This is a genomic window from Nisaea sp. (assembly GCF_017640745.1).
Lineage (GTDB): Bacteria > Pseudomonadota > Alphaproteobacteria > Thalassobaculales > Thalassobaculaceae > Nisaea.
Genome location: NZ_JAEPQA010000019.1, coordinates 17,873 through 37,009, shown reverse-complemented (window position 1 = coordinate 37,009; position 19,137 = coordinate 17,873). Strand labels below are relative to the sequence as shown.

The following is a 19,137-nucleotide window of genomic DNA, read 5'->3' as shown; positions in this document are numbered from 1 at the left end:
AACAAGCCAAAGGCGGGTTGTCGGGTGTCAGGCAAATCTCCGTGGAGTGTGAAAGGCATCTCTGCCGAAGACCGCGAAGCGGCCAAGATCGCGGCGCGCAAGGCGGGTATGCCGATCGGTGTCTGGCTGAGCGAACAGATCCGACACGCGGCAAGCGACAAACCGGCAGAGGATAAGCAGGCGGCGGCCGAGCCGGAGCCGGCCCGGGAGCATAATGCCTCCCCGGCCGAACGAGATCATGACGGACCGCGCGAGCGTCATCGCAGCGGCCGGGTCGATCCGCGCTTCGCTTTCGGACGGGGGCAATGGAGCGTTGCCGAAGAGGCGATCGACCGCGGCATGGTCGCCACGGCCTCTGCCGGCTATCCCTGGCAATTCCGTGGTGCCCAGCATGCGCCTCCGCCAGCACCGGTTCAGCCGCCGATGCCGGCCAATTCCGGATATCCGCCGCCGGTCCCGCAGATGCAGCACCCGGTTCCGGCGCCTGCGGCAGTGCCTGCAGCGCCCGGAATGTCCGAGGCCGAAGGTGCTGCGCTGGCCAAGAGGGTGGAAACCCTGGAGTCTCAGTTGCGGGAACTCAGAGCCAAGGTTGACGCGGCGGAGGACAGAACCCTCGCGCGCTTCGAGCCCTTGTTGAGCAAGATCGAGGCTCTGACGGCGGAAGTCGATCAACTGAATGCACGCCCGGCCGCCGCGTTGCCGGCATCGCAGGAGGCGTCTTTCTCCACCGCGCCAATCGAACGCGCCGTCATGCGGCTCTCCGAGCGTCTGGGCCGTGTCGAGCGCCTGGTTCTGCCGGGCCAGGGCTCCGGACGCGGTTTCTTTTCGCGTCTTTTCCGTCGCGGGTAGCGCTACCGTTCGATTCTGTATAAATTGAACGAAAGCTGAGGGTTAGGCGGTATCGACCCGACCACTACTCTCTAGCCTAGCCGATCAACCCAGGAGTGCCGGTGGTCCGGAAGCCGACAACATGGAGCGTGAAGGGTATCGAGGAAGATGTCCGCGATATCGCGCGCGCGGCGGCGGATCGGGAAGAGCAGACGATCGGAGCCTGGATCGATCACGCCATCCGGGTGCATGGAGGCCAGCGTCCCCGGGACGACCGTCCGGACTCCGAGCCGGCGGCGAGCGTTCCGGAGGCACTCCCGGAACCCGGACCGGCGGAGATCAGCAGGGCAAGCGCCGACATCCTGCTCGATATCGTCGACGACGAACTGGATGCGTCCTCCAGCAGGCTGGACAATGCTCTGCGCCCGATGGGTCTGGCGCTGCTGGATCTTGCCGAGCGCATGGTGGCATTGGAACGCAATGCCCAGGCGCAGCCCCGTATCGGCCCCGTTCCGGACGCGGAGCCGGCGACGGAGCCGGAGCCTGACTATGACGACGATTTCGGCCCCGAGGCCCCGCCGTTGCCAGAGGAGGAAGCGTCCTGGCCCGCCGAGGCCGCCGCGCCGGAACTCGGTTTCCCGCTGCCTCCGATCCACGATCTGGACCCGGCCATAGACAGTTTCGACATGCCCCTGGTGACCGGCGAGGCGAGCGCGGGTTCCGACAGGGCCCGGGAAATCGACCGGCGGCTCCGGGCCCTTGCGGGCGCCGTCGACGCGGTGGACACCGATCCGCCGCCGCCGACCGGAGACCTGGGGCCGACGGAGTTCGATCTCGAGCCGCCGTCCCGCGCTCCGGCTCCGGCCGAACCGCTCGAATTGCCGATGGCGTTCCGCGGCGTGCAGAAGAGCGGCTATGAATCCCACCCGGGTGCTGCCGCCGAAGAGACCGTCCGCTCCCCGGAACGTCCACGCCGGTCGATCCGCCGGACTCTTGCACTATCGGCTGCCGCCATCCTGATCCTCGCCGCAGCTGGTCTTTACGCCGCGGCGGATCATGTCGGCCTTGGCCATGTGCGGGCCGGGATCGAGCGTAATGTCCGTCCCACGATCACCACAGTGGCGATCGGAGCCTCTCATATCGTGGAGACGCTCTCGGCGAAGCTGGATCCGATCCTGAACCAGGCCAAGACCGCGTTGTTCGGTGGCGACAAAGCCGAACAGCCGGAACAAGCCCCTGATCGTGCCCGGGCAACGGAAGAGACGCCGGCTGACGCGGCCAGTACGCCCGTGCCTTCGGAGCCCCGGCCCGAACCTGCCACCCCGCCATCTGATGCCGTGTCCGGTCGTGAGGAAACCCGACCGGCTCCGGCCGAGACGGTCCCGCCGGTTGCTGCGGAAGCGCCGTCGACGACCACTGAGCCTTCAACGGCGAACGCGGAGCCGGCACCGCAGCCGCCAGCCCCCGCCCCAGTCGAGATCGCACCCAAACCGCAAGAATCGCAGCCGGTTCCGGTTCCCGAAGCCGCCCCCGCGAAGTCGGTGACCGAAGTGGCGCCGCCGCCGGCACCGGCTCTGCCCGCCTCTCCGGGCGCGGCTGCAGGTGGCGATCAGGTTGCCGCATTGCCGCCGAAAGACGCCGGCGCCTCCGGGTCGGCGCGTGACGAACTGGCGGCACGGGCCGAAGCGGGCGATGCGACCGCGCAGCACGACCTTGCGATCGGCTATCTCGCGGGCAAGAACGGTCCGAAGGATCCGGCGCGCGCGGCGGAGCTGTTGCGGGAAGCGGCGATCCAGGGGCTCGCGAGCGCGCAATACAATCTCGCCGTGCTCTACGAGACCGGTCAGGGCGTCCGCAAGGACGATGTGCGGGCGCTGCTCTGGTATCACAGCGCCGCCGAACAGGGTCATCCGAACGCGCAGTACAATCTCGGCGTCATGTACGCCGAAGGCCGCGGCATTCCGCTCAATTTCGAGGAAGCGGCCCGCTGGTTCCGCGCCGCGGCGAACCAGGGACTGGCCCGGGCCCTCTACAATCTCGCGGTGATGACGGACGAGGGTCTCGGGGTCGCGCAGGACAAGGCCGCCGCCCTGGATCTATATCGCGCCGCCGCCGGAGCCGGAGACGAGCGCGCGATCGAACTTCTGGCAGGAAGCGGGGACGTCGCATCGGAAATGGAGACGCCGCTCGGCGGCGCTGACGGCATCCAGATCGTCACCACCACCCCGGCCAGTCTGGTCGCGGAAGTCCAGGGTGAACTCACCCGTCTCGGAATCTATGACGGTCGCCTCGACGGGCTGATGGGACCGAAAACACGCAACGCCATCCGGACCTTCCAGAAAACCGCCGGCATTCCGCAAACGGGCGAAGCCAGCCCGGAACTCCTGAAGCGCCTGAAGGCCGCGACGCCCTGAGGACCGCGTCAGGCCGGAAGATCCAGCTCGTCCGCCGCCCAGTTCCGAAGCATGCCGGCATGCAGCCACCAGTCGGGATGTGCCGCTTCGGCGCGGCGGGTTGCCTGATCGCGCCCGGCCTCGGTCTCGAACAGGGCGAAACAGGTCGCGCCGCTACCGGACAGTCGGGCGGCCGCAACGCCCGGGAGCTCTCTGAGGAATGTCAGGACGTCTGTGATCTCCGGCGCGATACGGCAAGCGGGGGCTTCCAGGTCGTTCCGATCGAGCGGACCGGTTTCGGCCTTTGCCGTGTCTGCCGGAACCGGCCCGGCATCCAGGGCGCCGAAGACGGCGCCGGTCGGCACGGGGACACCGGGATTGACGAGCAGAACCGGCTGCGGTGCGAAGTCGTCCGCCGGTGCATCGAGGTCTATGCCGGTGCCCCGCATGATCCGGCTGCGGGGGTCGAGGCAGACCGGCACATCGGCGCCGAGTGAGGCCGCGAGGCGCCGGATGTCATTCTCCATCGGGTCCCGTCCGGAAAGTCCCGCGAGAAAGCGCAGCATTGCCGCAGCATCCGCCGAGCCGCCGCCAAGCCCGGCGGCCACGGGGATCGACTTTTCCAGATGGATCCGCAGCGCGGGGAGGCCCGGTTCGATCCCGCGAAAGCCGGAAATCGCCCGCAAAATCAGATTGTCGCTGTCGAGCGCGCGGACGAACGTCCCGGCCACAGTCAGCCCGTCTTCTTCACCCGTGGCAGCGGACACCGTGATGCGGTCATGCAGATCGGCGAAGGCAACGAGGCTGACGAGCTCGTGATAGCCGTCGGGCCGACGGCCCAGGATACGAAGTCCGAGATTGATCTTTGCCGGTGCGAGCAGAACCCGCGTGCCGATGTCAGCCATTTCCGGGCGCGGCCGGCGCATCGTCCGTGACCAGGCCCTCGCGGAGTTTGCGCTCGATCTCCGAAGCCAGATCGGGTTCGGGGTTCATCTCCAGCGACCGGCGCCACTGATAGGTCGCCTCCAGGCGGCGGCCGACCCGCCAATAGGCGTCGCCGAGGTGATCGTTGATCACCGCGTCGCCCGGCCGGAGCTGCACCGCCCGTTCGAGATGGGTAACGGCCTCCCGGTGCTGTCCTGTGCGGTAGAGCACCCAGCCGAGACTGTCGACGATGTAACCGTCGTTCGGCCGCTGCCGGACGGCACGTTCGATCAGGGATTGCGCCTCCTTGAGGTTGACGCCCTGCTCGACCCAGGAATAACCGAGATAGTTCATGACGTAGGGCTGTTCCGGCGAGAGCTCGAGCGCTTTCAGGAAATCCGCCTCGGCCCGCTCCCATCGCTTGGCCCGTTCGAGCGCGATGCCGCGGGTATAGAACAATGTCCAGTCATCGTTGGCGGCCGCGCCGAGCTTTTCGAAGGCTGCATCGTAGGCCGCGATCGCTTCTTCCCAGGCTTCGTCCGACCGTAGCGTGTCCGCGAGGCGGACCAGCACCGTTCCATTGTCCGGATAGGTCCGGGCGAGGTCGCGGAGCACGGAGAGAGCGCCGGCCCTATCGTCCTCGGCATCGAGTGCCGCCGCGGTCCTGAGCCCCGCCATCATGTGATAGATCGAATCCCGCCCGATCCCCCGGTAGATCGCCAGCGCGTCCGCGTGGCGGTCGCGGTCGTCGAGAATCTCCCCGACCAGCAGGCGGGCGAGTGGAAAGTCGGGCCGCATGTAGAGCGCGAGCTGGGCATAGATCAGCGCGATTTCGCTGCCGCGGTCACGTTGCAGGGCGCTCGCGATGTCGAACATGGCCTCGGCGACGCCGTCCGTTGCCGAAGAGACGAGACCCTTGGCCGGCCGGCCGGCCTCTGCGGCCGCCAGTGCGGCGTCGAGCGCGTCCCTGTTCTGATCGGTCAGATCGCCGCCGGCTAGGATCTCGCGCGCCGCCGACCCGTGACCGGCCTTGGCGTAATGCAGCGCGGCGCCGATACGTAGCCGTGCCGGCGGCCGGTCGAGCGCGGAAAGCGCGGAGCGGAACGATTTGTCGAGAGCCTCGAAATCCCCCTTGAGGCTCGCGATGTACCCGGCATGGAGATCCGCCAGGAGGGCGAACCCTCCCTGTTTGCGGATCGCGTCCAGATGTTTCTCGGTCGCCCCCCAGTTCCCGCTTCCGGCTTCGACCCAGGCAAGCAGCAGCGGACGCAGGATCTGCGTCAGGCGCGACTCTTCGAGGGCCTCGAGTTGTCCGCGGGCCGCGGCGTAATCCCCTTCTTTCAGGGCGGCGAGGGCGAGCACGAGCCGGCCGAAAGCATAGCCATTCTGCTGCGCGACCAGATCGGACGCCATATCCAGCGCATCTGCGGTTCGCCCGTCGGAAATGCGGGCGAGAAAAGTGCGCTGGGTGAGGCCTGGATTGCCAGGATCGGCCGCCAGCACGGCACCGAAATTCCGCGCTGCGGCGCCGAGATCGCTGCTTCGATAGGCGTGCAGGGCCTTGAGATAGTCTCCGGAGACCGTATCGCGCTGCGGGATCTCGGGAAGATCGACCGCCGGACCGGTCGCGGCGCAGGAAGACAGCGTCACGGCCGCAAGGAATGCCACTGCGAGGCCTCCGTTACGCGGTCCTCGTGCAGTCATGATTCTACCCTCTCGTTTCCGGCGATCTGGCGATAAGGCCTCAGGCGTCAATCGGTTTACATGTTCGGATAGTTAGGTCCGCCTCCGCCTTCGGGAACCACCCAGTTGATATTCTGGGTCGGATCCTTGATGTCGCAGGTCTTGCAGTGGACACAGTTCTGCGCGTTGATCTGCAGGCGCGGATTGCTGCCGTCGTCGTCGCGGACAATCTCGTAGACGCCGGCAGGGCAATAGCGCTGCTCCGGTGCGTCATAGAGCGCGAGATTATGCTCCACCGGAACCGACGGATCCTTCAGGGTCAGGTGCGCCGGCTGGTTTTCCTCATGGTTGGTGTTGGAGAGGAAGACCGAGGACAGGCGGTCGAAGCTGACCTTTCCGTCCGGCTTCGGATAGGCGATCTTCTCGCAGTGATCCGCCGGCTTCAGGCATTCGTGGTCGTGGTGGTGATGCAGGGTCCAGGGGCTCTTGCCCTTGAACAGGGTCTCGAAGCCCGCATTGGCCATGCCCATCAGGAAGCCGGCCTTGAAGCCCGGGCGGATGTTGCGCACCGCCTTGAGCTCGTCCCAGACCCAGCTCTTCTCCATCCGGGCGCGGTAATCGGTGATCTCGAGCCCGGCGCCTGCGCCGTCCTTCATGGCGTCGAACAGGGCTTCGGCGGCGGTCATGCCGGACTTCATCGCCGTGTGCGAGCCCTTGATCTTCGGCACGTTCAGGAACCCGGCCGAACAGCCGAGGATGGCACCGCCGGGGAAGGTGATCTTCGGGATCGACTGGAACCCGCCCTCGTTGATCGCCCGCGCGCCGTAGGAGATACGCCGGCCGCCCTCGAAGAACGGGCGGATCTTCGGGTGCGTCTTGTAGCGCTGGAATTCCTCGAACGGACTGAGATGCGGGTTCTCGTAATCGAGCCCGATCACGTAGCCGACCGCCACCTGGTTGTTTTCCAGGTGATAGAGGAAGGAGCCGCCATAGGTGCCGCCGTCGATCGGCCAGCCGACCGTATGGACGACGAGGCCCTCCTGATGCACGGCCGGATCGACTTCCCAGAGCTCCTTGATGCCGATCCCGTAGGTCTGCGGGTCGACGCCGTCGCGCAGATTGAAGCGCTCGAAGAGGGTCTTGGTCAGGGAGCCGCGCACGCCCTCGGCGAACAGGGTCTGCTTGGCGTGCAGCTCGATGCCTTGCGTATAGTTGGCGGTCTGCTCGCCATCCTTGCCGATACCCATATCTCCGGTCGCGACGCCGCGGACGGCGCCGTTCTCGTCATAGAGCACCTCGGCGGCAGCGAAGCCCGGATAGATCTCGACGCCCATACCCTCGGCCTGCTCGGCGAGCCAACGGCAGACATTGCCGAGGCTGATGATGTAATTGCCGTGATTGTTCATCTGCGGCGGGCAGGGCAGCTGATACCCGCCATTGCGGGTCAGGTACATGAAACGGTCCTGGGTCACCGGCGTGTTCAGCGGCGCGCCGCGTTCCTTCCAGTCCGGGAAGAGCTCGGCCATCGCCCGCGGCTCCATCACCGCGCCGGACAGGATATGGGCGCCGACCTCGGAGCCCTTCTCGATGACACAGACGCTCAGATCCTGGCCATGCTGCTCCGAAAGCTGGCGCAACCGGATCGCGGCCGATAGGCCGGCAGGACCGGCCCCGACGATGACGACGTCGTATTCCATCGACTCGCGTTCCATGAACCTCTCCAAATCGTTTCTTACACAGGTTAGTGTCTTACTTGGCACAGCTCCCCGGCGTCGACAAGCGACGCGAATGGGCCTGTGCGACGAATGAGAGACGAGGAACGCGTGAGCCTTTCGCTGGACGAGACCCAACCGGACCCCGAAGCGCTGCTTCAATGGTACGTCGAACTCGGCGCCGACGAGGCTATCGGGGAAGAGCCGGTGGACTGGTTTGCCGCCGCCGCTGCGGCCTCTGTGCCGGGTCCGGCACAGTTACCCGCAGACGCTGCACCAGCGCCCGTTACGACTCCGAAACAAATGGCGCGACCCGCTGTCGAAGCGGCTCCCCGGCGTCCGCCGGCCGCTGCGGAGCCGCCGTCGGACAGTGCTGCCCGCGCTCTTGCCTCGGCGGCGCAAACCCTCGAAGAGCTGCGCGCCGCGCTTGACGCCCTCGAGGGTTTTCCGCTCAAGGTCACGGCGACAAATCTCGTCTTTGGCGAAGGCGTGGAACGGCCGGATGTAATGTTCATCGGGGAGGCGCCCGGCGCGGACGAGGACCGTCAGGGGCGCCCCTTCGTCGGCGCGAGTGGACGCTTGCTGGACCGGATGATGCAGTCGATCGGCCTCGATCGCGAGAAAAACGCCTACATCACCAATATCCTGCCCTGGCGCCCGCCCGGAAACCGCGAGCCGACACCGGCCGAAATCGCAACTTGTCTGCCGTTCATCCGGCGCCACATCGAACTGGTCCGTCCGCGCGTTCTGGTTCCGGTCGGGGGGACTTCGGCAAAAACGCTTCTCGACCAGCGTCAGGGCATCATGCGGCTACGCGGCCGGCAGTTCGAATATGCCGGTGCGGGGCTCGACGGACCCATTCCGGCAATCCCGCTTTTTCATCCCGCCTTTCTGCTCCGATCCTCCGGTCAGAAGGCCCTCGCATGGCGCGATCTGCTGGCAATAAAGCAAATTATTCAGTAATTTACGGAAATGTTTTCGCTTAAATTGGCGAGAATTCCCCCGATCCGTTAACCATGATAGTTGTACCATCTAACACATTGAAAAGACGAAAAGTATTACCTTGTATTAAGTCTTTACATCAAAATCCAAACTTAAGTAGTTGTGGCTATTGGCGGGATGCAGGTACCCGAAATCGCTGCTTGAGATTGCCTTCTTCTTGCCCTACTTAGCGTGGTCATGATGAGAGGTGAAAAACCGACTCCGCCCCGCCGGGGGTGGCTCGCGATCCGGGTTTTCGCAGCCGCGATCCTGGGTCTGGCCACGGGGATATCAATCGTCTACGGGCCGGCTCACGCCGCCGCCCGCAACGATGCGATTCCGCCGCGAGCATCATCCTACGACGTTCTTGAGTCCGAATCGGTCGCGCCGCAGATCCGATTCGAGGTGATCGGCGACGAAGACGTCGCCCGTTATCGGAAAATATTCGAACTGCAGGACGCCGGAAAATGGCGTGCCGCGGATAAGCTGATCGCCGAGTTGGACGACGAGATCCTGATGGGCCACGTGCTCTATCAGCGTTACATGCACCCGACTGCCTATCGTTCCAAATACAAGGAACTTAAGGACTGGATGGCGGCCTACGCCGACCATCCGGGCGCCCGCAAGGTCTATCGCTTGGCACTTCGCCGGAAACCCGGAAACTGGAAGCCGCCGGCACGTCCCGAGAAGGGGTACCTGACCGGCAGCGGCGCCTCCCAGGTTAACGGTGCGGTCGAGCCGCAACAGCACCTGAGCCGCAAGGGGCCGACGGTGTCCCGTCACGGGCGCAGCGTGATCCGCGAGATTCGCAGGTTTGTTCGCCAGGGTTATCCGACCGGCGGCGTCAAGTATCTGAATTCCAAGGCCGGAAAAGGCCTCGACAAGACGGATCGGGCTCACGCGCTGGCCGAGATCGCGCATGGCTATTTCGTCTTCAATGTGGACGAGAAGGCGATCCGGTATGCGAAGGAGAGCCTGGAGCTTTCCGGCGACCTGATCCCGACAGCGCACTGGACGGCCGGCCTCGCCTATTGGCGTCAGGGCGATTACGACGCCGCGTCCGGGCATTTCGAGTCGCTGGCGCGGGCACCGGACGTCTCCCGCTGGGTAAAGGCCGCGGGTGCCTACTGGGCGTCGCGCGCGCATCTCGCCGAGCGGCGGCCGCGTCAGGCGACTCTCTGGCTGGCTCAGGCCGCGACCCATTCGGCGACGTTCTACGGGCTTCTGGCGCGGCGTGCGCTCGGCATCGATATGCCGCTGGACTGGACCCTGCCCGAACTCAATGAGGATACCAAGGAAGCGCTCCTCGGTGCGCCCGGCGGTCGCCGCACCTTCGCCCTGATGCAGGTCGGCCGCATGGACCTCGCGGAAAAGGAGCTCCGCCGTCTCTATCCGAACATGCCGGATTACATGCACGGGGCAATCATGACCGTCGCCGCCGGCAACGGCATGCCGGGCCTCGCCATGCGGATCGCCGGAATCCTCCGGGCACGCGGCGACCGGCCCTATTACGCGGCCTTCTACCCGCTTCCGGACTGGCAGCTCGACTCGATCGCCGGGATCGACAAGGCGCTGATCTACGCCATCGCCCGGCAGGAATCGAAGTTCAATGCCAATGCGCGCAGCGGGCGCGGGGCCATCGGCGTAATGCAGATCATGCCGCGGACCGCGGCCTGGGTTGCGGGCGACCACAGCTTCCGCAGCCGCGACGGCCGCAAGGCGCTGATGGATCCGAACCTCAATCTCAAGCTTGGCCAGGAATATGTCGGCCACCTGCTTAAGCAGGACAGCGTGAACGAAGGCCTGTTCCAGCTCCTCGCCGCCTACAATGCCGGCCCGGGGACGCTGCGGAAATGGACCAAGGATGTCGACTTCAAGCAGGATCCGCTGCTCTTCATCGAGTCGATTCCGCGTCATGAAACCCGCGAATTCATCGAGCGGGTGCTGACCAATCTCTGGATGTACCGGCTGCGTCTCGGCCAGCCCGCTCCGTCGCTGGATCACATTGCCGCCGGGTCCTGGCCGCGCTATGAGTCAATCGATCTCTCAGAGCAGCCGGGCGACCCGAAACATGCCAGGAATTGACGAGTCCCGTCCTTTCGTACCCGTTCACATTGCCGTTCTGACCGTTTCCGACACGCGGACACTGGAAACGGACCGCTCCGGCGACACGCTGGTCGAGCGTCTGACAGGCGCGGGTCACATTCTCGCGGACCGCAAGATCGTGACAGACGATGTCCCCGCGATCACCGCTCAGCTGAAAACCTGGATCGAGGATGACGGCATCGACGTCGTGCTCTCCACAGGCGGCACCGGGCTCACCGGGCGCGACGTGACGCCAGAGGCGTTCCGCTCGGTCTTCGAGAAGGAGATCGAGGGCTTCGGCGAGCTTTTCCGCTGGATAAGCTATCCGAAGATCGGTACCTCGACGATCCAGTCGCGGGCGATCGCCGGCGTGGCGCGCGGCACCTATCTCTTCGCCCTGCCGGGTTCGACCGGGGCCTGCAAGGATGCCTGGGACGAGATCCTCGCCAACCAGCTCGATATCCGCTTCCGCCCCTGCAATTTCGTCGAGATCATGCCGCGCCTGCGCGAGCACGAGCTTTACGGCCGCTCCGCCTGACAGGTCAGGTCCCGGGTGCCGCAAGGTCGGCACCCGTATCCACGTCCCTCAGTTCAGCGACGAACCCGATCCGGTGTCCCGGACCGAATCCCCTGAGTGTGTCCGCGAGGGCATGCTCCGTCGACCAGCGCACCTGCCGGAACGGATCGCTGCGATAGCGCGGAGAGAATCCGACCAGCCAGTAGCCCCCGTCAGCCGAAGGTCCGAAGACCGCGTCGTTGCTCCCGAGCTTCCGGAAGGCCTCCGCGATATGGGCCGGCCCGATCCCCGGGATATCGCTGCCGATCAGCACCACGGGCCCCCCGCTGGAGGAGCGTAGAGCGCGGAGCATCCGGTGTCCGAGATCGCCGGGCGCCTGATGCCGGAAGCGCCAGGGGTGCGGCCAGGGCCAATGGGCGGCGTGATGAGGTGTACCGAAGATACGGCAGTCCCATCGCCGGCCGCGGCCGAGCCGTCCCAGGGTGGCGGAGAGGTTTCCGCGATACCATCGGGTCGCTGCGTGGCGCCCGATATCGCGGGCGAGCCGGCTTTTGACCAGGCCGGCGCGCGGTGTCTTGGCGAAGACGATCAGGGTTTTCCGCGGCATCGGCTCAGCCGTAGATCCGGGCGATCAGCCGTGGAGGAACGCGGCAGAAGAACAGGGTCAAACAGACGAAGTTCCTGAGCATGCGCCGCAGATAGCCGCCGCGGACATAGCGCTCGGCGGACGTCACGGCGCGGATGTCGAACAGGGCAATGCGGGCGAGGCCAATCCGGCGGATCAGATCGACATCCTCCATCAGGGGAATCTCCTTGTAGCCGCCGAGACGGCGGTAGAAGCGCCGGTGGATCAGCAGCCCCTGATCGCCGTAGGGCAGGCCGAGCCACCTGTTGCGCCAGCGCACGACTTTCTCGAGCCATCTTGCGGCCGCGCTCTCGTCGTCGAGGGCGAAGCTGAAGACCGCCGCCCGCTCGCGGTTGCGATCGTTGCTGGCGAAAACCATCACGCTGGCCGCCCAACCGCGCTCGAGGGCGGTGTCCCCGTGCAGAAACAAAAGCCAGTCGCCTTTCGCGGCCCGTGCTCCGGTGGCGAGCTGCGTGCCGCGTCCGGGCGCGCACTCGATGACGCGGGCGCCGGCCGCTTCCGCGATCTCCCTGGTGCGATCGGTCGAGCCTCCATCGACCACGACGATCTCCGGCGTAAAGCCCGAGCGAGCGGCACTGCCAAGGGCGTCCAGGGTGCGCTGCAGACCGTCCTCCGCGTTCAGGCAGGGGATGACGACGCTGAGCGAGAGCTCCGGCGCCGCAACGCCGAGGCGCCGGCCATGCTCGTCGAGCGGCCCGAAGGCGCCCGGCGGCGGTATGCGCCACAGATCCTCGTTCTTCGATGTCCCGCGCTTAACCAAGAGCGACCTTATTTTTCCGCTACTTCACCGGCTGTGCTAACAGATGCCGGGAGAGGCGCCCCTGCTGTCAGCGGTGCGCCAGATTAGACCATTTCAGAGTTCTTGCGGCCATGACCACCGATCTCGACATTCGCAATCTCCATGCCGAGCTGATGAAGCTCAAGACTTACCATGGGCTTGCTCTCGAAGATCTGATCAAACTGCCGGAACGTGGTCTCACGCACGATCACGTTCTGCTCGGCGATAGAACCTGGCAGGGACACCGGTTGCTGGTACGAGTGCCGCGCCATGCCGGGCGCGACATGACGCCGGAAGAAGCGCTTTCCCTGCAGGCCGAATGTTTCCGTCGTGCCGCGCCAAGCCGCCACACCCCGGCAATCCACGGCCAGCTCGACCCGAGCCCGCGGCTGCCGAACGGTGCTCTCATCGTGGACGCGGTTGAGGGCAAGCCGGCCCAGCTTCCGCGCGATCTGCCCCAGATCGCTGAGACGCTCGCCAGCGTACACCGCCTGCCGGTTCCGGAAAAAATGGCGCCGCTGACCCGGACCGTACGTCCGATCGAGGCGCTGGTCGCATTGATCGAGGCGCAGGCGGAGTTCATCCCGGCCCTGGTCGAGGACCGGGGCGCACGGACGATCCTTGAGGAAGAGCGCAAGTGGGCCCGCGATTTCGCCGCGGAGTACGGCATGACGCCATTGCCGCCGACACTCGTCCTGACGGACACCCACCCGGGCAATTATGTCGTCCAGAAGGATGGGCGCGCGATCTTCGTCGACATGGAGAAGACCCAGTACGGCAATCCGGCGATCGACCTCGCGCATGCCTCGCTCCACACTTCGGTGACCTGGGATCCGGATGTCACGGGAGAGGTGAGCCGCGCGGATATCATCGATTTCTACGACACCTACAGGACGGCCGTTCCGCCGTCCCTCGCGCGCGCTTTGGAGTCGTGGCTGCTGCCGTTCCGCCGCCTGACCTGGCTCCGGACCACGACCTGGGGCTGCCGCTGGTATGCCGAAAACGTCGCGCAGGTCTCGAAGGGCGGGGACGGCAGGCGCGACCGGATGCTCAAGGGGGTTCTGGAGCGCTTGCGCCGGATGGCCCGGCGCGAGACCATGGAGCGGGTTCGAAGCGAGTGGCAGGGGCCCGATCCGCTGGTGCTGGACTAACGTCCGGCGGCAGGTTCCGGAGGAACGGATGAGCGGCAAGATCGTCAATCTGCGTCAGGCCCGCAAGCGCAAGGCGCGCGAGGCGGATGCCAGGAAGGCCGAGGAAAACCGGTCGAAATTCGGCCGCACCCGCGCGGAACGTGCCGGGGACGCGGCGGATGCGGCGCGCCGGGAACAGCAGTTGGAACGACTTGAACTACACCGGATGGACAAGGAGGTTCCGCCGGAGGATTCCTGATTGTTCTTGTTTTGTTCTCTATTCGGCTCTACCATCCGTCCATGGTCGAAACCGATTTCACTATGCCGGAGCCGGCGGACCCCGAGGTCCTGACCCGTTCCCCTCTGAAGGGTCGGGGCGCGGTAACCAACGCGACCGGGAGGTTCGAGCGCGAGCGCCGGGAGCGCGTGATCGGCGGCTGGCCCGGCGACAATCCCTTCCACGGTGCTTCGCCGGACGGATGGGACGTCGAAAAGCGGCCGAAGACGGAGGTCGCGGTGGATGCGTCACGCACCATCATCGCCCGCAACCAGTCTCCCGACGTGCCGTTCGACCGCTCGATCAATCCCTATCGGGGCTGCGAGCATGGCTGTATCTACTGCTTCGCCCGGCCGACCCATGCCTATCTCGGTTATTCTCCCGGTCTCGACTTCGAGACGAAGCTGCTGGCGAAGCCGGATGCGGCGGCGCTGCTGGACGCGGCGCTGCGCAAGCCCGGCTACCGGCCCGCGGTGATGGCGCTCGGCACCAATACCGACCCTTACCAGCCGGTCGAGAAGGAGCGGCGGATCACCCGGGAGATCTTGCAGGTGCTCTCGGATTTCGGCCATCCGCTCTCGATCGTCACAAAGTCGGCTCTGGTCACCCGGGACATCGATATCCTGGCGCCGATGGCGGCACGCGGCCTCGTTTCCGTGGCGCTCAGCATCACCACGCTCGATCGCGATCTCGCCCGCATCATGGAACCGCGGGCCGCGACCCCGGCGCGCCGCCTCGACGCGGTCCATGCGCTGAGGTCCGAAGGCATCCCGGTGCATGTACTGGCGGCACCGATCATTCCGGCGATCAATGACGGCGAGATCGAGGCTCTGGTCGAAGCCTCTGCGGAAGCCGGTGCGCGCGGAATGGGCCACATCCTTCTCAGGCTGCCGCTGGAGATCAAGGATCTGTTCCGCGAGTGGCTGGAGGAGCATTTCCCGGACCGGGCGGAGCGGGTCTATTCGCTCATCCGGCAGACCCGCGGCGGTGCGCTCTACCGGGCGGAGTGGGGGGAGCGCATGCGCGGCTCGGGCCCCTATGCCGCGCTGATCCATCGCCGCTTCGAGGTGGCGAAGAAACGGGCGGGGCTCGCGTCGAAATTTCCGCCGCTCCGCACCGACCGGTTCGAGGTCCCGTCGCGCGCGGGCGATCAGCTCAGCCTGCTCTAGCCGGCGTCAGGTCAGGAAGAGCGAGGAGAGCAGCAGCAGGGCGAGCGCGATATTCGCGACGCGGAGCCGCGTGCCCTGCAGCCAGCGGGACAGCCCGGCGCCGATCCCGGCCCAGGTGAAGCCGGAGATGATCACCGCGGCGAAGAACAGGACGCACATGATTGGCAGGCGCGAAGCGATCGCGGAGGAGCCGTCCGCGAGCACGCCGCCGAAGGTCGTGATGGCGCCGGCGGAGATCAGCCAGGCCTTCGGATTGACCCACTGGAAGGCGGCGGCCTCATGAAACCGCATCGGTCTCGCGGGCTTGCCGAGATTGTTGGTCGAGCCGCCGGCGATCTTCCAGGCGAGATAGACGAGGAAAGCCATCGAGGCATAGCGCAGGGCATCGAGCAGCCCGGGCACGGTACTGAGCAGCGACCAGAGACCGAGCGCGACGGCGGCGATCATCACCGGGAAACCGATGGCGACTCCGAGGATGTGCGGAACGGACCGGGCAATGCCGAAATTGACGCCGGAGGTCGCGAAGAGGGTGTTGTTCGGGCCGGGTGTGATGCTCAGGGTCAGAGCGAAAATGGCGAACCCGGCGATCCAGTCTTCAAGCATGACGCTGCCCCGGTTGGAATCTTGCGGATTATCTCGCCATGGACCGCGGGACTCGCAAGCCGGAACATGTCACCGATACAATATTTCGGGGATAGCGCCCCGCGTATAACTACTTGTAGCGCCAAGGCAGACCCTGATGTAAGTCTGGGTCGGAACCGGCGGCGAACTCGGGCCGTCCCGGCCATGGCCTACCCGGTCAACCCAATGAAATTTCTGGGTTATTCGGGTAGCTTCCGAACCGGTACTTTGTATCTGAGGAATGAGTTTTTTGCCCGATCTGAGCCTCGAAATCGATGCCGGAGGTGATCGCGGAACGCTCGTCGCGGGGATCGACGAAGTCGGTCGTGGACCTCTTGCGGGCCCTGTCGTCGCAGCAGCCGCTTGCATTCCGTCGTCGCTCTACGCTGACCCCCTGATCGCCGAGGTCAACGACTCCAAGAAGCTCTCCATCGCCAGACGGGATGCCATCGCGGCTCGGCTGCGCGAGACCATTCCGTTCGGGATCGGGATGGCCGAGGTCGAGGAAATCGACCGGATCAACATCCTGCAGGCCACCTTCCTGGCAATGAGCCGCGCGGTCGAGGCGCTCGGGACCGTGCTTGGCGCGCAGCCGGATCTCTGCCTCATCGACGGTAACCGGCTGCCGAAGCTCGCGATGCCGGCGCGGACCGTGATCAAGGGAGACCAGCTCTCGGCAAGCATCGCCGCCGCCTCGATCATCGCCAAGGTGCACCGCGACGCCATCATGACCGTGCTCTCCGAGAATCATCCGGGCTATGGCTGGGAGCGCAATGCAGGCTATGGAACGGCCGAGCATCTGGCCGCGCTCGCGACCCTCGGTCCGACCCCGCATCACCGCCGCTCCTTCCGGCCCGTGCGCGAGGCTGTTTCGGCCGTTCGGACCCGCTAGAGCTCCGGACCGCTCCCGCCGATCACACAACATCTGGTGTTCGTCTTGTAAGTATTTGACTCTATTTAGTAAAAAGACATCGCTGTCTTGACGGGATTCCGCGGATACCGGAGACTCCGCCGACCTTTCCTTGGCACGGACGGACCAAATGACGGCACAAATCAGGCTGCCGCTGGACCAGATTCTGGTCGGCGACTGCATCGAACAAATCAATAAACTTCCCGAGAATTCGGTGGATCTGGTATTCGCCGATCCGCCCTACAATCTCCAGCTCCAGGGCGAACTCGTCCGGCCGAACAATTCCGTGGTGGACGCGGTCGACGACCACTGGGACCAGTTCGAGACCTTCCAGGCCTACGACCAGTTCACCCGTGGCTGGCTGGGCGCCGTGCGCCGGGTGCTGAAGGACGATGGCGGGCTCTGGGTCATCGGCAGCTATCACAATATCTTCCGGGTCGGCGCGATCCTGCAGGATCTCGGCTTCTGGATCCTGAACGACGTGATCTGGCGCAAGACGAACCCGATGCCGAACTTCCGCGGCAAGCGCTTCACCAATGCGCACGAGACCCTGATCTGGTGCGCCAAGAGCGAGTCGAGCAAGCGCTACACCTTCAATTACGAGGCGATGAAGGCCTTCAACGACGACCAGCAGATGCGCAGCGACTGGCTGCTGCCGCTTTGCACCGGCTCCGAGCGCTTGAAGGTGGACGGCCGCAAGGCGCATCCGACGCAGAAGCCGGAAAGCCTGCTCGCCCGCGTGCTGCTTTCCACCTCGCAGCCGGGCGACGTCGTGCTCGACCCGTTCTTCGGTTCCGGCACCACCGGCGCCGTGGCGAAGAAGCTCGGCCGCCGCTTCATCGGCATCGAGCGCGAGCAGGAATATGCCGAGATCGCCATGAACCGTATCGCACATGTGAAGCGGATCGAGGACGAGAGCCTGCTCAAGATCGAGAGCAAGCGGACCGAGCCGCGCGTGCCGTTCGGCAATATCGTCGAGCGCGGCATGCTGCGCCCGGGCGAGGTGCTCTTCGATCAGCGCCGCCGCTGGTTTGCCAAGGTGCGCCCGGACGGCTCCCTCGTCTCCGACAGCGCCAAGGGCTCGATCCATTCCGTCGGCGCGGCGGTCCAGGGGGCGCCGGCCTGCAACGGCTGGACCTTCTGGCATGTCGACCGCGGCGGAAACCCGGTTCCGATCGACGTCTTCAGGCAGCAGGTCCGCGCGGAGATGCGGGCCTGACGAACGCGAGCAGGGCAAGGCCGGCGATCCAGAACAGCAGGATCGTCGCCATGCCCCAGCGCTGGCTGCCCAACGCGACCGTGGCCCAGCCGAGCAGGGCCGGGCCGAGAAAACTCGTTGCCTTGCCGGAGAGGGCGTAGAGCCCGAACATCTGCGCCCTTACCGCCGCGGGCGCCATCTGCGTCAGCAGCGTACGGCTCGCCGCCTGCGACGGGCCGACGAAGATTCCGAGCGCCAGAGCGAAGATCCAGAACCAGGCGACATCCTCGACCACCAGAACCGCGAAGCCGAAACCGATCAGGCCGACCAGAGAGATCGCAATGGTCGGCTTCGCGCCGATCCAGTCATCGACCCAGGCGAAGAGGAAGGCGCCGATTCCGGCGGTCACATTGAGGGCGATGCCGAACTGGATGATCTCGGCGAAGCTCATGCCGAAGGTGCCGGCGGCATAGAGGCCGCCGAACTGGAACAGGGTGGCGAGCCCGTCGGCATAGAGCATACGCGCGACCAGGAAGATGCAGATATCCCGATGCCGGCGCAGTCCTCGCAGCGTTGCCCAGAGCGTCGCCAGACCCTCGCGCGCCGCCCTGAGCACAGGCAGCGGCGTGTGCGCATCGTCCGGGACGTAGCGCAGGAGCGGTATCGAGAAGAGTACGAACCAGCCGGCGGCGAGCAGCGCCGTCGCCCGGACGTGCTCCGCCTCGCTCTTGTCGAGCCCGAAGGGCGGTGTTTCCGCCTGCACGAAGCCGAACAGGGCGATCAGCAGGCAGACAATGGCACCGAGATAGCCGAGCGCCCAGCCCCATCCGCCGATGCGGCCCAGCTTTCCGGGTGGTGCGATGCCGCCGAGCATGGCGTTGTAGAAGATGTTCGCGAATTCTGTCCCGATCAGCACCAGCCCGACGGCGATGAGCGCCAGCATCGTGTCGCCCGGATCCGGGTGGACGAACCAGAGTGCGCCCGCGGCAAGGATCGCCAGCAGGGAAAAGCCGGTAATCCAGGGCTTCTTGGGACCTGAGCGGTCGGCGATGGCGCCGAGCACCGGCGCCAGGATTGCGACCGCGAGCCCGGCAATGGTCAGAGCCTGGCTCCAGAGTACGGTGCCCTCGACCTCGTCCCCAACCACACCACGGGCGAAATAGGCCGAGAAGACGAAGGTGATGATCACCGTCGGCAGCGGCGAGTTCGCCCAGTCGAACAGGCACCAGGAAATCGCCGCGCGGCGTCCGCCCGGGGGTCCGCTTCCAGCCGGGCTCACTCCCGC

The 19,137-nt window shown here is 65.8% G+C and carries 17 protein-coding genes; 10 read left to right on the top strand and 7 right to left on the bottom strand.

What is annotated here, in order from left to right:
• The first annotated feature begins 24 nt into the window (after positions 1-24).
• Positions 25-849, top strand: a complete 825-nt coding sequence (locus tag JJ959_RS14085; RefSeq protein ID WP_292884607.1) for a hypothetical protein — start codon at positions 25-27, stop codon at positions 847-849.
• A gap of 101 nt (positions 850-950) precedes the next feature.
• Entirely contained in the window at positions 951-3,242 is a 2,292-nt protein-coding gene (locus JJ959_RS14080) for a peptidoglycan-binding protein (RefSeq protein ID WP_292884605.1), read from the top strand.
• Positions 3,243-3,250: 8 nt separating this feature from the next.
• On the opposite strand, the gene JJ959_RS14075 is transcribed toward JJ959_RS14080, so the two are convergent.
• The 3 genes from JJ959_RS14075 to JJ959_RS14065 all read right to left on the bottom strand — a co-directional run bounded on the left by JJ959_RS14075 (position 3,251) and on the right by JJ959_RS14065 (position 7,540).
• Positions 3,251-4,126: a 4-(cytidine 5'-diphospho)-2-C-methyl-D-erythritol kinase gene (locus JJ959_RS14075; RefSeq protein WP_292884603.1), complete on the bottom strand. Its 876-nt coding sequence runs from the start codon at positions 4,124-4,126 to the stop codon at positions 3,251-3,253.
• Positions 4,119-5,813: a tetratricopeptide repeat protein gene (locus tag JJ959_RS14070; protein ID WP_292884601.1), complete on the bottom strand. Its 1,695-nt coding sequence runs from the start codon at positions 5,811-5,813 to the stop codon at positions 4,119-4,121. The genes JJ959_RS14075 and JJ959_RS14070 overlap by 8 nt, the downstream gene beginning before the upstream one ends.
• A gap of 92 nt (positions 5,814-5,905) precedes the next feature.
• Entirely contained in the window at positions 5,906-7,540 is a 1,635-nt protein-coding gene (locus JJ959_RS14065) for an electron transfer flavoprotein-ubiquinone oxidoreductase (RefSeq protein WP_292884599.1), read from the bottom strand.
• A gap of 111 nt (positions 7,541-7,651) precedes the next feature.
• Here JJ959_RS14065 and JJ959_RS14060 point away from each other — a divergent pair, with 111 nt between their 5' ends.
• The 3 genes from JJ959_RS14060 to moaB all read left to right on the top strand — a co-directional run bounded on the left by JJ959_RS14060 (position 7,652) and on the right by moaB (position 11,144).
• On the top strand, positions 7,652-8,503 hold the full coding sequence (locus tag JJ959_RS14060) for a uracil-DNA glycosylase (RefSeq protein ID WP_292884597.1): 852 nt from the start codon (positions 7,652-7,654) through the stop codon (positions 8,501-8,503).
• Positions 8,504-8,719: 216 nt separating this feature from the next.
• Positions 8,720-10,606 carry a lytic transglycosylase domain-containing protein gene (locus JJ959_RS14055; RefSeq protein WP_292884595.1) on the top strand — a complete coding sequence of 629 codons (1,887 nt, stop codon included), beginning with the start codon at positions 8,720-8,722 and terminating at the stop codon, positions 10,604-10,606.
• Positions 10,593-11,144 (top strand): molybdenum cofactor biosynthesis protein B, encoded by a 552-nt coding sequence (moaB, locus tag JJ959_RS14050; RefSeq protein WP_292884594.1) that lies wholly within the window; start codon positions 10,593-10,595, stop codon positions 11,142-11,144. The genes JJ959_RS14055 and moaB overlap by 14 nt, the downstream gene beginning before the upstream one ends.
• A gap of 4 nt (positions 11,145-11,148) precedes the next feature.
• Here moaB and JJ959_RS14045 read toward each other — a convergent pair whose 3' ends face one another.
• Both JJ959_RS14045 and JJ959_RS14040 read right to left on the bottom strand, forming a co-directional pair.
• A complete protein-coding gene (locus JJ959_RS14045; protein WP_292884592.1) occupies positions 11,149-11,730 on the bottom strand; it encodes a TIGR04282 family arsenosugar biosynthesis glycosyltransferase in 582 nt (193 codons plus the stop codon).
• Positions 11,731-11,734: 4 nt separating this feature from the next.
• Positions 11,735-12,529 carry a TIGR04283 family arsenosugar biosynthesis glycosyltransferase gene (locus JJ959_RS14040; RefSeq protein WP_292884590.1) on the bottom strand — a complete coding sequence of 265 codons (795 nt, stop codon included), beginning with the start codon at positions 12,527-12,529 and terminating at the stop codon, positions 11,735-11,737.
• 110 nt (positions 12,530-12,639) lie between these two features.
• Between JJ959_RS14040 and JJ959_RS14035 the strand changes: the two genes are divergently transcribed.
• From JJ959_RS14035 to JJ959_RS14025, 3 genes are all read left to right on the top strand, one after another.
• Positions 12,640-13,698 carry an aminoglycoside phosphotransferase family protein gene (locus JJ959_RS14035; RefSeq protein WP_292884588.1) on the top strand — a complete coding sequence of 353 codons (1,059 nt, stop codon included), beginning with the start codon at positions 12,640-12,642 and terminating at the stop codon, positions 13,696-13,698.
• A gap of 28 nt (positions 13,699-13,726) precedes the next feature.
• Positions 13,727-13,936 (top strand): DUF4169 family protein, encoded by a 210-nt coding sequence (locus JJ959_RS14030; protein ID WP_292884586.1) that lies wholly within the window; start codon positions 13,727-13,729, stop codon positions 13,934-13,936.
• Positions 13,937-13,998: 62 nt separating this feature from the next.
• Positions 13,999-15,123, top strand: coding sequence for a PA0069 family radical SAM protein (locus tag JJ959_RS14025; RefSeq protein ID WP_292884584.1), 1,125 nt, complete (start codon positions 13,999-14,001; stop codon positions 15,121-15,123).
• A 6-nt stretch (positions 15,124-15,129) separates the two neighbouring features.
• Here the strand turns inward: JJ959_RS14025 and JJ959_RS14020 are convergent, their stop codons facing one another.
• Complete coding sequence (locus tag JJ959_RS14020) at positions 15,130-15,726, bottom strand: LysE family translocator (RefSeq protein WP_292884583.1); 597 nt, start codon at positions 15,724-15,726, stop codon at positions 15,130-15,132.
• A 268-nt stretch (positions 15,727-15,994) separates the two neighbouring features.
• Here JJ959_RS14020 and JJ959_RS14015 point away from each other — a divergent pair, with 268 nt between their 5' ends.
• Together JJ959_RS14015 and JJ959_RS14010 are read left to right on the top strand one after the other, a co-directional pair.
• Entirely contained in the window at positions 15,995-16,636 is a 642-nt protein-coding gene (locus tag JJ959_RS14015; protein WP_292884581.1) for a ribonuclease HII, read from the top strand.
• A gap of 148 nt (positions 16,637-16,784) precedes the next feature.
• A complete protein-coding gene (locus JJ959_RS14010; RefSeq protein WP_292884580.1) occupies positions 16,785-17,873 on the top strand; it encodes a site-specific DNA-methyltransferase in 1,089 nt (362 codons plus the stop codon).
• On the opposite strand, the gene JJ959_RS14005 is transcribed toward JJ959_RS14010, so the two are convergent.
• Positions 17,839-19,131: an MFS transporter gene (locus JJ959_RS14005; protein WP_292884578.1), complete on the bottom strand. Its 1,293-nt coding sequence runs from the start codon at positions 19,129-19,131 to the stop codon at positions 17,839-17,841. The genes JJ959_RS14010 and JJ959_RS14005 overlap by 35 nt on opposite strands.
• Between the last annotated feature and the right edge of the window lie 6 nt (positions 19,132-19,137).

What these genes read in the sequence shown, in the direction of transcription:
- JJ959_RS14035 (WP_292884588.1), top strand. Translation starts at nt 12,640, where the DNA reads ATGACCACCGATCTCGACATTCGCAATCTCCATGCCGAGCTGATGAAG.
- moaB (WP_292884594.1), top strand. Translation starts at nt 10,593, where the DNA reads ATGCCAGGAATTGACGAGTCCCGTCCTTTCGTACCCGTTCACATTGCC.
- JJ959_RS14030 (WP_292884586.1), top strand. Translation starts at nt 13,727, where the DNA reads ATGAGCGGCAAGATCGTCAATCTGCGTCAGGCCCGCAAGCGCAAGGCG.
- JJ959_RS14020 (WP_292884583.1), bottom strand. Translation starts at nt 15,726, where the DNA reads ATGCTTGAAGACTGGATCGCCGGGTTCGCCATTTTCGCTCTGACCCTG.
- JJ959_RS14010 (WP_292884580.1), top strand. Translation starts at nt 16,785, where the DNA reads ATGACGGCACAAATCAGGCTGCCGCTGGACCAGATTCTGGTCGGCGAC.
- JJ959_RS14065 (WP_292884599.1), bottom strand. Translation starts at nt 7,540, where the DNA reads ATGGAACGCGAGTCGATGGAATACGACGTCGTCATCGTCGGGGCCGGT.
- JJ959_RS14055 (WP_292884595.1), top strand. Translation starts at nt 8,720, where the DNA reads ATGATGAGAGGTGAAAAACCGACTCCGCCCCGCCGGGGGTGGCTCGCG.
- JJ959_RS14045 (WP_292884592.1), bottom strand. Translation starts at nt 11,730, where the DNA reads ATGCCGCGGAAAACCCTGATCGTCTTCGCCAAGACACCGCGCGCCGGC.
- JJ959_RS14075 (WP_292884603.1), bottom strand. Translation starts at nt 4,126, where the DNA reads ATGGCTGACATCGGCACGCGGGTTCTGCTCGCACCGGCAAAGATCAAT.
- JJ959_RS14025 (WP_292884584.1), top strand. Translation starts at nt 13,999, where the DNA reads ATGCCGGAGCCGGCGGACCCCGAGGTCCTGACCCGTTCCCCTCTGAAG.